Here is a 15130-nt window from a genome sequence, read left to right as displayed (position 1 = left end):
CCCATTCAGGCTTGTTTAATTGACGGGGCCGTAGCTGCCGTACCTTCATCGGCCGCAGTCATCCCCGCGAAGGCTCGAGTAGCTGCTTGAACCAGCACCGTCGCCACCGGTGCGGTTTCTGCAGTCACCAGCGCATAGGCAGGAAGTGCCACTGTTTGAATGCGCTCGATTAGGTCAGTGGCTGCGTGCAGCCGGATCACGCCCGTCGCCTCAAAGTGACGAGTCCACTGGTGCATGCGGTCGCCCGGCAACCTCGCGCTGTCGAACACACCGGGATGCGTTTGCTCGAACGCACGAAGCCGGGCGACACCCTGAGTGTCCACAAAGCGCCCCTGCAAGTCAGCGCGGCCTGCAAGCGTTAGCGCCTGGGTCAACTCGCGGCGAGGCATTCGACCTGCCTGCTGAATGATCGTGAGCAGCAGGCCGGCAAGGTGGGCATCGGCTTCATCTCGAATTACGCCATGGGCGGAGTAACTGCGAGTCGCCTGTGCCCCTGGGAGGGGGCTGAGCAGAGCACCGTAGGGCTCCCCACTGGCTTCAGCAAGATCCATACGGTCAAACTCACGAAGGACCAAGCGCTTGGTCCGGTACTCTCCATGTTCTCGTTCCTCGGCCCTTCGCAATGCAGCAAAGGTCTCCGCAGTGCAATCTGGTCCAAGTACATCGCGCGGTTCCAAAAGGTATTGCACTTCCTCTCGCGTCAGTCCGAATAAGTTGCGAGCAACGATAATGTCCAGCTCGGCGGATAACTGCGCTCGCTCCGCCGGATCGTGCGCCGGAGTGATGTCTTGGCCTGCCAACTCCGGAGTTTTTGCAAGTTCTTCGACGAGTCCTTCCATCTCTGCGCCAGCGCATGAAAGCCTGGCCGCCAACGCACACGCCCTGGCGGCGGCGCTCCCAGTTGCTACAGTTCTTGGAAACGGCAACGATGCAAGGATCGACAACGACATTGTTAACGCGACCTTCATGCGCACGATGAAATCCATCGCCAACGTGTTCCCCACTGCCAGCCAGAGGAGCATGATCGCTGGACTACTAGGTTCAAATTCGATAGTCGGAACTTTGTGGCCACATACGGTGTTTGGAGGAATCATCGCAGCCATGAGTGCGCGCTGATTCGTGGAGTTGCCGACATCACAAAATCCAATCCGATACCGACGTACCCGATCATGAATCTTGTTCGGAATTTTCTCGGGCACGATGCGCCACTGTGGCCGGATGCATTTTTCCTCCGTCCCAAAAGTCAACGGTTCCCAAGTCACATTACGACCATGACCCGACACGTACCCTTTCGCCCGATAGTCGTGGTGCGTGACCATGCTGCCTTGATACAGCGGCCAGCCGCGCGTATCCATAGTGAAGAGCTCATTGTCATTGCCCATGTGTATTTCAGTCGCAGGCACCCAAGTCGGTAGACCTTCGATTTCGTCCCCGAGCCGTGGAAATCGTGCGTACATCTTGCGCGCGATGTCAATCTCGAGCTGATTGGAGAACTCCATCACGGCAATTGCTTCTGGCGAGAACTCGCGCAGCAGGGCGACCGGCAAGTGAAGTGGCCGTTCACGGGCGACTTGCAAACGGTCTTCTGAATTGATGGAAAAGGCCGCTGGAAATTCGGAAGTTACGCCACCTCGTTGCGCACAGTAAAGCGCAAATTTCATCCGCGTATCGATATCTTGAAACCACACGCCGCGAGTGTTCTCAAAGCCAAAGAGCGTTGTGAGACGGAACTCTCCAAACAACGCAGCACGAATAGCTGATGCATTTGCGCCGTTGTAAAAGTTCTCAGGTACGATCTGCGCAGCGAACCCGTCAGATGCGGCAAACGTCAGCGCTAGCTCAACGAACTGGCGATAAACATTGAAATCGCCTTTGCCCAGGTTGCCTGCGGCAAACATCCGGTACCGGCCACTGTCTTTGATGAAACGCACGGCCGCATATAGTTCGCGCGCATGCCTCTCCCACTCGTGACGAATGACGGGCGTGGTCAGCAACTCAGCGATACGTGCTTGCTGCTGCGAGGGCGCCATGCTGGCAATCACGGGTTCGTGCTTGGCGAAAAACTCTTTGGCGTCGGGACTCATGGTCTCCCATGGAGGGTTACCCAGTACCAGAGAAAAGCCGCCACGTTTGAATACCTCCGGGAACTCCAGTGGCCAATGGAAGAATCGATACTGCTGGCGTAAGGCCTCAGTTTCCTCGGCGACGTGTGACGCGAGGCTGGTTGGATCACCCAAAAACCGCCAAACCGTATCCGACGTGGGCGTGTGCTCTCGCCCCTGCCGCTCTACCGGTTGCTTAACGTTAAAGAAGGCGGCCGTCCAGAGATCGCAGGCTCGCAGCAGGCGCCAAGTCAAGGTCCCATCGGCGCGGGCATGTTCGTAGAGTTGACGTTTCGCTTCAACATCAGATAGGCCATCGTCGTCGCGGCTCAGCCGGGCAAGCACTGCATCCAACTCGTCTGGAATGCCAAGGTTCAGGCCTGCCAGGGGCAATGTAGGTTGCGCTCGCTCGCCGATATTTCGGCGCCGCAGTGCTGAGCCTGCCTCACGGTTGTCCACCGATTGCCCCGAAATGCCCGTGTCGGCCAACACATCCTTCAGGGGGGCAAACGCTTCGTTGGGAATGCCGGCTCGCAATACGGACAGATCATGTACTCCCAGCAGTGCGTCGCCACAGCGAACGTGAGCATCAAGAAAGCCCAGCGGACGTCCTGGTTCAACGCTCTCCAGCCATAGTGCAACTTTGCACAGTTCAATGGCCATAGGATTTCGGTCCACGCCGTAGACGCAGTTGGCGACAACCTCACGCAAGGCGTGTCGGTAGCCTTGCGGTGTGATCGCACCGTCGGGAGACTCAAGAACGGCCAGCTTTTCAGCAATTCGTCGTGCAGCTGCCAATAAGAAGTGACCGCTGCCGCAGGAAGGGTCAACAACGCTAAGAGATAGCAGGGCCTCAATCGGACCGTCTGGGTGTTTTGCCAGTTGTTGATCAATCAGCGGATCGAGCGCCGTGCGAATCAATTCTTGAACCAAATTGTCCGGGGTGTAATAGCTACCGCTGGTCTTCCGTTGGTTGCCGGCAGCGCTGCCCTCGCCGGTTACGCCGAGGAAGCCAAAACTACGGGCTGGCAGGTTAATCGTAGGCGTCAGCTCTAGCAGGCTTTCATACACGCTGCCCAGTTCTTCTGGCCCCATGTTGCGGTAGTCCACCGGGGTGAGGCTGCTGGTCTTGCCTTGGGCGATGACGGCCCAGCGTAGGTGCTGCAGAGCCGCCAGCATGTAGGTGTTGTGCAGGCTGGCGGTGTCCAGGTGCGGACATTGGTCTTCCGCGAACAGGCCACCGAGAGCGGGCAATGCCAGCCGGGACTGGCCGTGGGCCAAGCCACGCCATACGATGCGGATGACCTGCCAGTGGTCGTCATGCCGATTGCGGGCACGGCGCTTTAGGCACAACTCACGCAGACGGCTCAGTGCATAGCCTGCGGAATAGGCCTTGCGGGCAGCCAATGCCTCGGCGCTGTCATCAACCGGATGCAACACACCGCGCTCTTCCACGGTGAAGACAAAGATCAGCCGGTAGATGAGGCGCAGCAGTTGCTGGAAGTAGGCGTCCTTGCTCAGGCTTCCGTCGTGCAGCGCGGCGCGCAGTGCATCGTTGGTGGGGTGCTGCAGGAATCCTTCGCCAAAGGTGAGCAGGGCTTTCTCGACTCCGTTGCGCAGACCGTCGCGTACACGCGTGCCCTCAGCTTTGCCTGCTTCGCGCCACTGCTCCCAGACGCACGCGGCGCCACCAGATTGCGGTGCACGGCTGCCGTGCAGCAGACGCCACACGCTGGCGAACTCGGCATAACGCTGGCCGCCCAGCAGATCGGCCAGGTCGAATTCCAAATAGGTTGGCCGGGTGAGCGAGGCCGCATCGCGCAACAGGCGGAGTTGCTTGCCGTTGCTGACGATGCCCCAGGTGTGCTCAGGGCTGGCGTTGAGCAGCTCTTGCATGGCCTGGAAGGCAGACTTCTTGCGGTTGCCACTGCCCGCCACTGCGAAACGTGGGTCGGCATCGTCCAGAGCCAGGTTGTGCGGGGCTACCAACACTGCCATGCGGCCTGCCATCACGTTGACGGGGTAGGCCATGGCGGCCACTTGCACCGAAGTGGTGGGCTGTACTGGGGTGTAGCCCAAGGCGTCGCGGAGCAGTTCGCTCACAAAACCAATGGTGAGCCGGTGGGCATCTACGTCGGCACGGTCCAACTGGGCGGCGAAGTGTTGCCACTGCGCGCAGGCAATCTGGAAGGCGCGGCTGTATTCGTCTTTGAGCTTGACGCCCTTGGGCACACCGTAGTCGACCTCGGTCTGGCCTTGAGCGCGGCTTTGTGCGGCTTTTTCCAACTGATCGGGCAGGAACAGGCTGCCTTCCAGTTGAATGGTGGGCAGGTTAAGCGTGGCTTGGTGCTTGCTGTTGCGTATGCGTTTCATGTTTTTCTTGGCTCAGGCTTACAGCGAATCGGGCAGGAGCACGTAAACGCCCATCACATCCACCGGCAGGCAGGGCTTGACGTTGTACTGGCCCACGTCGCGAGCGGCTTCACGCACACGCTTGTGGTCGTCCAGAAGGGCATCAGCGCGTTGCTGCGCCAGGGCTTGCAACTGCTGAGGATGGGCAGCCAGGAATTTGAGGGCGTGGCGCACCTCGCGCTGCACAGCCTCAGGCGGCAGGTTGCCACTGGGGATGCATTCGATGAGGCGGGACGCCTGGTCATCGGCCAGCCACTCTGGGTTTGCTCGGCCGCGTACGGCCAGGGCCACGGTCTCTTCGGCCATCATCTGGAAGGGTTCGCGGCGGCGCACGTAGCTGAGCTGATGCCGCACGCGCAGCAGGTACAGCGTGGTTGCCACTTCCACGTCGTTGGTCAGCGTGGCTGCGCAGCGGGCTGCTACGGGCTGGGTGTTGCCCAGCGCGTCTTCCAGCAGGTGTTGGGCCAGCAGGCCCACGAGGGGGTGGCTGCGGTGCAGTTCGTCGAAGTCGATCAGCTGAGCTGCGTCCAGCCCTTCATCGGCCAAGCGCATGCGCAAGGCCTCGGGCAGGTGTTGAGGGGTGAAGCGCACCTGGTTGGCGCGGCGCGTACTATCCAGCGGCGAGCCCAGGCGTACGCAGGCGCTTTGCAGAAAGCGCTTCACATCGGCTTGACCACCCAGGGCTTGCTGCTGTTTGTGCCACTCGGGCAGTACCTCGTCAGGGCGAATGCGACGCTGCGCAAACACGGTGCGGTTGGCCTTGGCCTTCTCCAGTGCGTCTTGCCACTGGGCCTGCAAGGGCGCGAGCAGGCGTTCCGGCTCGCCAAAGTCGAAGGACTCTTGCAGCATGATGGCCGGTGCCCTGTGCTCGCGGCGCATCAGCGCGGCCTTGACCAAGGCCTGATTGATGCGGGCATCGTCTTCGGGCAGAGGGACCATCACGCCCAGCTCCTTCTGGATCGCCTCGCCCTTGCGCAAGATGACCTTCAGCACAAAGCCGTCGATCGGGTTGTCTTGACCGTAGAGCATGGTGCAGCGCACTTCAGGGGCTTGCTGGCCAAAGCGGTCTACTCGGCCTTCGCGTTGTTCGTGGCGCGTGGGGTTCCAGGCCAGGTCGTAGTGGACGACTGCGGTGAACAGGTGCTGCAGGTTGATGCCTTCCGACAGGCAATCGGTTGCCACCAGGATGCGGCTATCGGCTTCGCCCATGTCCTCCACGCGCTCACGCCGCTCTTCGGGTGTGAATTCGCCTGTGATGGCCTCGATGGTTGCCTGCGGAAACTTAGCTTTGAGGTGGTCCGCTACGTAGTGCGCGGTGGCGATGTAGCGGCAGAACACCACTGGGTGGTAGCCGTCTTTGAGCAGTTGGTCGACATGCTGAATCAATGCGGCCAGCTTGGGGTCGCCGGACTGGCCGGAGAGACGCTTGGCCGTGGTGATGAGTTCTTGCAGGCGGGACGCGTCTTGCACCTGAGCTGGGGGTTCCAGATCGCTGGCCGATAGGTCATCGGCCGCGCCATCGTGCAGGCGCTCGTCGGTCAGCAGGCCTTCTTCGGACTGAGTGCCTTCAAGACGCGTGGTCAAGGCTTTGACCGCAGCGGCGGGGGAGGATGCCACGCAACGCAGCAAGGCGAGCGTGGCGTACCACATGAGGCCCGAGCCTCCGGCCACCCCCTCGCGTTCGGCGGTCTCTGCCAGTTCGCGGCAGTAGTCCTGCACGGCGTCGAAGAAGTTGCCCCAGTCGCCACTGAGCTGGTAAGTCAGCTCGGTTTTCATGCGCCGGGCAAAGCCGCGGCCGTCTTCTGTTTCGGCCTGCCATTCGGCGATGTCCTTGCGACGGCGTTGCACGAAATGGCGAGCCAGTTCCTGGCGCAGTGGATCACTGGCCGACATGCGACCTTGCAGCGCCAGGAAGCGCTGATCCAGCAACGACAGCAGGTTGTAGAAGGCGACTTCGTCGCCGGAGTGTGGTGTGGCCGTGAGCAGGATCAGATGCCTGTGCTCGTTCGTGCCCAGTCGCTGCAACAGTTCAAAGCGAAGTTGCTTGCCGGCGCCGCTGCTGGCGCAGGTGTGGGCCTCGTCCACGATGATGCATTCGGGAGCGGTGGCGATGAATTGCTCGCGGTTGCGTTCGCTCTTGATGTAGTCCAGGCTCACCACCACCACGGGGTGGTGATCGAACAGAGCCACACCGTGAGGCAGTTCGCGCTCGACACGGGCGGCGGACGATGCCGTGAGCGCGACGGCATGAAGGTTGAACCGGGTTTCGAGCTCAGATTGCCATTGCTCGACCAAGTGGGGTGGGCACAGCACGGCGATACGGGCAATTTCTCCTCGGTCCATCAACTCGCGGGCAATCAGCCCGGCTTCAATGGTTTTGCCGATGCCCACGTCGTCGGCAATCAACAGGCGAACTGTGGACAGGCGCAGGGCCATCAGCAGGGGCACCAGTTGGTAGCCACGTGGCTCCACCGCGATGTTGCCGAACGACCGGAACGGGCCAGCCCCGGCGCGCAGAGTGAGGCGCAAAGCGTCGCGTAGTAGGACGGCTGCCGCATGGTTGCCAGCGAGGGCTGGATCCGGCAAGTCAAAAGTGGCGTGTTCAACTGGCGCCAGTTCCAGCTCGGGGATCAGGGCGATCGTTTCGTCTTCTGCGCCGCCCAGAGGGCGCAAGCGCAGCCAGTCGCGGTGTGAGTCGGTCTGCACCACCCATTCGCGGCCACGGGCGCGAACCAGGTTGCCAGGCTGAAAGTCGTGTTCAAGGGTTGTCATGGAATGCATTCGGGGATATCAGCTGGCCGGACCGAACACGGCGGAGTGTTCAGCGAAGCGCTGGGACCAATGTTCGGGTTCAGAGAAGTCCAGCACTTGCCAGCCCTTGTCTTGCAGCGAGGCGGCTGTGGCGGCATCGACCGGGCTGAGGAACACCAAGGCGCGCGCGGCCTTGTACTGCGCCGCGGCGGTGGCTGCGCCCTGATTGACGGGGATGTTCAGGGCGTCTGGCGTAGCGAGGCCTGCCTGATGCAGGGCGGCCAGCCAGCGCGCCTGGGGCGTGTCATCTGTTGGTTCAGCACCGGCGGTGCCGGCTTGGCCGACCGGTGAACTGTCATCTGAGGGGCGCAACCTGACCTGAGCGTTGGCCATGGCAACCAGCAGCTTGAGCGCCTCGGGGTTGCGGCGGTTGATGTACTCGTGGTCAGGCTGGTTGAAGTACGAGAGCAGGCACTGGTAGCAGCCAGCCTCGCAGATGTGGTTGCCGAGGTTATTGGTTTCTTCCAGCGCAGACAGGTCTTCAATCCGCCAGATGCCATCGGCGGGATCTATGTGATGCAGGAGCCGCAGCGCATTTTGTGCAACCAGGGCCAAGCTGGCGGAGTCATTGGCCAGCCGGGTGAGCACGCCTGCCCCGCCTTCCGCGGCCTCATAGAACAGGAGCGCGCGGCGTTCGTCGAGCTTTGGCAATGGCTCGGCCACGAGCTCGGACTCCTCGATCTGAAAAGTCATCTCGATACCACGCTTGAGCGCAGCCTGTAACGTGGCCATGGCCTCCAGCGAAAGCGCATGCACCGGCGCAAGAATCAGCAGGTTGCGATGATCTTCAACGAAAGGGACGATGCGCTGGTTGGGCACCTTGTCCATAAGCGCGTCATCATTGCCGTTATCGTCGCCCGCATCCGGGGCATCCTGCTTGCTCCAGGTGCCCGTGATGGGGTTGATGTAGAAGCCCAACTGCTCTTTGTCTTTGCGACGGCGCCATCCCCGATTTATGCGCCAGATACGTGCGGCCGGCGCGTAGCTGAGCTCGGCCAGGGCCTCCTCGCTCTGCAGAACATCGGCTTTCTGTTTCTGAATCTTGCCATCGGGCCCGGGCAGAAAACGGTATGTGGTCTGCAGCTCGAAGCCTTGTCGCTGACGGTCTTCGTCGTTGATGGAGATGCGTTCGACGGGCAGGGTTTCAACCGTCTCGATGCGGTAGAGCTCGCGCACCCAATCGGTTTCCGTCAGCAGCGCATCGCAGTTTTCGCAGCGGTTGACCAGCGGCTGCCCGCCGCCCGGCTCACCCAGGTGGCCATAGCCGCATTGGCTGCACACCAAGGAGGTGATCGTCGAAAGCTGACTGTTGCCTGAGATGTGGTCGGCATTGCCCACGTTGAGCTTGGCACGCACCACGCGGTACATGCGCCCCTGGTGGTAGATGAGGCTGCGCGGTCCGAACTCAGACAGGGCCAGGAACCGGGGGCGGCTGACCATGCTGCCCTCGTCGTCTTTGCCGTTGGTGGTCTGCCCGCCGCGCGCTGGAATCCAGGCCATGAGGGGCAGGCGAGGGAAGTTGTAGCCCGGCAGGAAACCCTGGCTGGCCAGGTAGCGGTAGGTGTAGAAATCGGTGTTCTGGCTGTTACCCGACTTTAGGAGCACGGCGTACTGTCGTGCGGCGTCACCGTAGCGGCGTTGGGCGTTTTGACGCTCGGCGTGCGACGCTGTATGGCTCTTGACGATTTGGTCGGCCATGTTCATCTGCTGTCGAGTGGCGTCGAACAGGACACGCCAGCGTTCCAAGGCGCCCGAAAACTGTTGGGGAGCGCGCTCGATGACCTGCTGCACGTACTCAGTTGTGAACCAGTGGCTGCCGTTCAAATCGGTCAGAAGCTGGTCCACGACGCGCTGCGCGCTGCCCATGGCGCGTTCACGCACTCCGGGTGCGTTGAAGGCGTCTTGGTAGCTCTGTTTGAGCGGCTTGCCTGGCTGGTCCAGATCCAGCATTGGGGCGATGCTGGCATCCAGCGGGGCTTGCGTGCTGGCCAGCCACACGGCCTGCAAGTGGCTGTCCACGAGGTCTCGGTTGGCCAGATCCAGTGTGGGCGCGCGAACCACGCCGTGCACCATGTCGTTGGCATGGTGGAAGAACCATTGATCGTGCGGACTGAGCGCAGCGCAATAGGTGACGACCAAAGCCTGTTGGCCGGAGCGGCCCGCCCGGCCACTGCGCTGCGCGTAATTGGCTGGGGTTGGCGGCATGTTCCGCAGATACACAGTATTGAGCGCGGAGATGTCCACGCCCAGCTCCATGGTGGGTGAGCAGAACATGACGGGCAAGCGCTCCAACGGAGCCTCGTGCGCGGGGTTCTGCGACCAGTCGTTGCGGTCTTTGTCGGTGTAGCGGAAGCGCTGCTCCAGCAGCTGGCGGCGCGGGGCGTCAACCTGTGCGGTGTGTTCTTGGGCCTCGAACTCGAACAGGGGGTGAGACGGCAGGCGCAGCAGATCGGCCACGCTGAGGTAGAGCTCTCGGAAGAAGGTGTTGACCCTGCTGTCATCACCAAGCGCCTGATCACTCGTCAGGCACCAGTCCAAGGCGGCCGCGTTCAGGCGCCAGCCTGCCAATTGCGCGTCGATGGCGTGCTTCTGAACATAGCCGTAGTCGCCTGCCGCACGCAGCAGCGCTTCGATGAGTTCAACCCATTCAGCGTCCTTCCAGCGTTTGACCTCACCAGCAAAGACGGTGTCTTGCCAGAAGCTGGATGTCTTGACCAGCCGCAGCAATCGCGAGCGCGCGCCGCCGGTGACAAGGTCGGTTCGTGGCTTGCCTTTGTATTCAGGGCGTTTGCCCAAAATCAGATAGCGGCCCGTCTCGAGCTTTTCATCGGGAGCAAAAGCCCAGCGCTCCGTGAGGTAGGTATGTCCGCTCGTGCGCGCTTTGTCGTGCTCGACAGGGTCAAGATACCGGGTTTCAAGACACAGATGGCGACGCAGATTGTCAAACAGCAGCTCGCTCAATTGAGTGCGGTGTGCCGGGCTGAGACCGGACAACACCTTGTTTTTCGCAAATGCACCAGCATCAGCGGAAAACTCGACCAGGCCGCGATAGCGGATGGTAACCAGATCGAGCTGATCAAGATTAGGGTTGTTGTATCGCCAGCCTCTGCGCAGGTCACGCAGCAGTCGATAGGCGATGATGAAGCGCAGGGTACGCTGTGCCTCTTGACGTGCCAGGCCCATCAGCTTGGGAGAGCGCAAGTATTCCACCAAGATGCTTTGCTCCACCTGTTGGAAGCCAAGCGCTTTGAAAACGGCATCAGCGAGCTGCTCTTCGTTGAGCACGCCAGCGTTGTCCTGCAGGGCCCCAATCAGGCCCGAACGCAGGGTTAGCAAGAAGATGAAGTCGTTGAAATGCCCTGCCTGCAAGGCGGCATCCTGCCGGTTGTCGGTGAACCCCAAAAGCTTACGTGGGTCGGGTTGCCCAAGCGAGGGGTCTGGCAAAGCGAAGAGCTGTTGCAGGGCGCTCAGCGCAATCATCGTCGTGGCCGAGGATCGGCCCTCACCGGACAGGCTGGACAGGCGATTAGCATCCTTGCCATGTGCCTCATGCACTACGCCACAACTCAGGCAGAAGCGGAATTTGCCTGGAATGAACCAGAAATCCTCACCCGATCCATCGTGCCCTTTAGGATCGGCGGCGACACGATAGGGGATGGCCTTTCTGTAGGCTGGCTTGACTTTCAACTCTTCGCGGCTCAGGTCCAGCCACGCCTCAGGCAGATCGTCGATCTGACCGCCATACTGCTGTCCGCCTTTCGTTGGACAAAGAAACCCGTAGCTGGTGTCTTCATTGTCGTCTGCGGTGACGTCGTCGATCTCTCTGGGCAGATAAGTGAGTGGGCGTTGCCCAGACTGCCACACGGGCAGGTACTCTTGGCCGCAATCCCGGCAAAAGTGAGCGGCATACAGATGTACGCCTTCGTCCTGTCGACCTGGCGCGAAGCGTTGCGCATCCAGGGTGATGTGCCGCTGACCTGAGGTCTCCAGTGTGGTGAGTACCTTGCCGGGGCCGCTGATGAATTGGTGGAGCTTGAAGGCAAAGGGCGGGCGCCCTTGGGGTGTTCGCACCTCATGGGCAGCCACCAGAAACTTTTGCAACGCCGCTCGAGCCAGCGCCACATCGCACTTGGCGTCCAGCGCTAAATTCTCGCTGGCGACCTGAAGTGTCTTGGGCTTGGCTCGTCTTGGGGGTTCGTGATCGGGTAGCTCAATGCCAAGGTTGAGCTCGACCCAGATGGACAATGGATCGCGCTGAAATGCTTCAAAGTCTGGCCATCCGAACTGCTCGCGCACGACGGCGGCTGGCAATTCGGCGGCAATCGCTGCGACGTCTTTGAGCGGGTTCGTGACGCGTTCTAGCGTTTCGCCGATCACATCGTGCTCACTGATGTGAGCGCCAAAAAGTTTGGTGGCCACCTCGGCCACAGTGCGGTTTCGATCTGCTTGGGTACCCGCGCTCGACATGGTGGCGGACGTGCCGATACACACAAGCTTGTCGGCCTTGAGCCGTTCGCGTAGGCGACGAACGAGCAGGGCCACATCGGCTCCCTGCCGGCCCCTGTAGGTGTGGAGTTCATCCAGCACTAAGAACTCAAGGTCCTCGCAATGGTCAACCACCCGGCGATCCACATCATCGAAGCGGGTGAGGATGTACTCCAGCATCATGAAGTTGGTGAGCAGGATGTCTGGTGGGTTGTCCGCTATGGCATCGCGCTCAGACTTTTTTTCCTGGCCGGTGTAGCGTGCGACGGTGAATGGGCGTTCATCTGCCCCGTAGCCATGGAGGAACTTATCGAGTTCTTCCAGTTGACTGTTTGCCAAAGCGTTCATCGGGTAAATGACGATGGCCCGTGTGCGCGCCTTATCCCCCTCTGTCTTGGCTTTGATGATGCGGTCAATGATGGGGATGAAGAAGGACAGTGACTTGCCGGATCCTGTTCCTGTTGTCACGACATAACTTTGGCCCGACTGCCCCTTGGCGAGAGCTTGCAACTGATGGGCGTAGAGGTGGAGCGGTTGCGGATGGCCCTCGGGTTTCCCAACCTGAAAGACGTCCGCGCACGCAGGGTGCAACACACCTTCCGCTGCCAACGACTGAACGGTGCCTTTGCGCTGGTAGTTGGGATTGATCTGAACCAGTGGCTCGGGCCAGTAGCGACCATCCTGGTACTGGCGCTCGACTTCCTTTCGGATGTCATCCGCAGCAATGCGAACAAAGCTGCGAGAGAAGTTACTGTAACGGTCAACCAACTGGTTGCGAAACTGAAAAACGTCATCCACGATTCTGCTCTTCCTTGTTTTCTTTGTGGACGCGTGACGCGTCAAAGGGCATGGCAGCCCTGCCGAGGGTCATGGCTGTTTATGCTGCCATTTGGCGCCTCTGCCTTTGCCATTTGGTTCAATCAGTCCTTCAGCCTTCACCGCCCGCAGAACCACCCGCACCATGTCGCGGCTGACGCCAGGACAGGCCTCCTCAATTTCCGAGATGGAGAAGGGAAGCTGGCGCTTGAGAATCTCAACGCGCACACGGTCCCCCTTGGCTCCGCGCCCGCGCTCGATAGCGCCCACTCGTTCTTCAAACTCTTTATAGGCGCGCAATAGGGCACCCCAGAAGTAATTCAGCCACGGGGCGATGTTGTGCGCAGCGTCATGCCAGTGCTGCGAGCTGGCCTCCAGTGTCTCATAATAGCTTTCTTTCGATTCCTCGAAAATCCGCTCCAGGCTGATGAAGCGGCCTACGGCGTAGTCGAAGTGGTAGAGCAACTGCAGTGTCAACAGTCTCGCCATGCGTCCATTGCCACCCGGGAACGGATGGCCGCAGAGGAAGTCAAGGACGACCAGCGGCACCAGCACCAGCGGGTCGGCCAGATGTTGATCCAGCGCCGTGCGGTAGCGCGCGACGATGTCGTTATTGGTTGCCTTCCAGTGCCCGCCTGCTTGAGGCAGGTAGCGATACAAAATGCCGTGAAGCTGCAACACGGTGCCTTCCGAGAACGGCATCTGGCTCCCGCTCTCGTGGATCAGGCTCAGCGCGTCACGGTAGCCTGCCACCTCTTGCTCGGATCGGCTCTGCGGCGCGGCGTTCTTGAGCACCAGTGATTTGAGCCGGTGCGCCGCCACCACCACGCCCTCCAAGCGGTTTGAGGACTCGGTAGACTCCACTGCAGCCACCTGGCGCAGATCGTTCAAGACGTCGGGCGACTGGGCGACATAGAGCTGCTGCTTGCCGCGGTACTCACCCAGGGCGCGCAGCGTCGCCAACTGCTGCGTATCGAAACGTAGCCGGGCGAGATAGTCTGGCGAAAGTGAGCGCATGCAGAAGCATCTAATCAGAAAAAACGGTGTAATGTTACTGTGAATTGAGGTAAATGTCGTGCTGGTTACCCCAATAAATCTGTCAGCACCTCATTCTGTGGACCTGCGCCAGCAAAATGTCGGACCATTAGGTGGAGTTCTCTGTCCCCAAGGCGTGGCCGCAGCGCGTCTCAACCGAAGGCGGAAGATTTGAGAGGTTGGGCGATAAATCAGGGCCATGCCCGCTGATGCCGCTCATTTCAGGCTCGAGCCCAACAGACGCGCCAAAATTCTGTGACTGATATCCTTACTTCACTTGCTAAGTCCCTCGGTACGAGGCTGGTCGAACCATCTTGAGACTGAAGCCTGAGGCCTAGACCATGGTGCCCTTCTAAGTTAGCTGGGCAGCAAATAGACGTCAATCCAAAGCAACGGCGCCATCACAGTGGGCCGCTGCTGGATTCTATGGCACCTCTAAGCGAACGCTTTGACCCGAAATCACCTGTTCGGCCGCCTGAGCAGTGGGCGCTCACCGCAGCTAGCGACAGAAACAAAAAACCCAGCAGAAGCTGGGTTTTTTTCGGTACCTCGTGGAACTGAGGTACAGCTAAGGCCTCGGGGGGCATGCAAATTAATTTACTGGAAAATTCGTGCCTAGTCAATTTCAACTCAATGTCGTAGTTTCCCGCCGGATATAGCAACGAACAGCGTCATGGGAAGGTTACACCTGCCGCAGCTCTCTCTTATCGCGCCTTTGATTACATCGCACCGTTCATCCCCCGTGATCGTTTGGGACATCACTGCTTACTAACACGCAAAATTCCGACTATTGTCGGTAGCACATCGCCCTTCCCCGAGCAATCATTCTAGTCCTGGCAAATGTATTTCAGCGGCTAGGCGCGCGACGCACAGCTCAAGAAGGAATAAGTGCTCGAGAAAGCTGAATTCCTGGAAATTCCAGGTCTGCAAATCACATTCAATTTCATTAGAAATGAGTTCTCTGGTTACTCATCTCCGGGCTCACGTCCTAAGCCGCTCTTCACCAATAACATTCATGCGTAAATCGACAAAGCCATTTATATGCGAAAAGGAAATCGATTCAGTCCGACGAAGATCGCAAATTGGCATAAAGGCGGCCGAGGAACTGGCACATTGTCGGATTACAAACCTTGGCATCAGGTCACTAGAGGTGACCCGGCCAGCAGCGGACGATCTCAGCTTTTGCAGTGGGTGCATACACAAAGAAGTCATCACACTCTATCCGACATAGAGTCGGACGTATTCACCTTCATCACAATGCTCGCCGACATCGTCGACGTCCGAGAACAGATGAGCCTGAATCTATACGAAAGCGTTCCTCATCTCACAGCATACAGCTCATACGAGCTGAACAAATTAGCCCCTGGAACGTTATCTTGCGCTGAGCGACTGTGACCTGCCCGGTTTTTCCGGACCAGTTTAATTTGGAATAGCTCCGGTTGATAAAGTGTTTCCTGTTTTCTTGCTGA

The 15130-nt window shown here is 59.8% G+C and carries 4 protein-coding genes; all 4 read right to left on the bottom strand.

Annotated features, from left to right (window positions below):
• Positions 1-5 precede the first annotated feature (5 nt).
• Positions 6-4475: an Eco57I restriction-modification methylase domain-containing protein gene (locus tag HWE04_RS21545; protein ID WP_241813670.1), complete on the bottom strand. Its 4470-nt coding sequence runs from the start codon at positions 4473-4475 to the stop codon at positions 6-8.
• 18 nt (positions 4476-4493) lie between these two features.
• The gene (locus HWE04_RS21540) at positions 4494-7286 is read right to left on the bottom strand and encodes a helicase-related protein (protein ID WP_241813669.1); all 2793 of its coding nucleotides are present in this window, start codon (positions 7284-7286) and stop codon (positions 4494-4496) included.
• 18 nt (positions 7287-7304) lie between these two features.
• Positions 7305-12608, bottom strand: coding sequence for a DEAD/DEAH box helicase (locus HWE04_RS21535; protein ID WP_241813668.1), 5304 nt, complete (start codon positions 12606-12608; stop codon positions 7305-7307).
• 69 nt (positions 12609-12677) lie between these two features.
• On the bottom strand, positions 12678-13643 hold the full coding sequence (locus tag HWE04_RS21530) for a Fic family protein (RefSeq protein WP_241813667.1): 966 nt from the start codon (positions 13641-13643) through the stop codon (positions 12678-12680).
• Positions 13644-15130 lie beyond the last annotated feature (1487 nt).

The organism is Herbaspirillum sp. C7C2, from assembly GCF_022627865.1.
Lineage (GTDB): Bacteria > Pseudomonadota > Gammaproteobacteria > Burkholderiales > Burkholderiaceae_D > Herbaspirillum > Herbaspirillum frisingense.
Note: the sequence above shows the minus strand (reverse complement) of the source record. Positions and strands in the feature narration are given on the sequence as shown.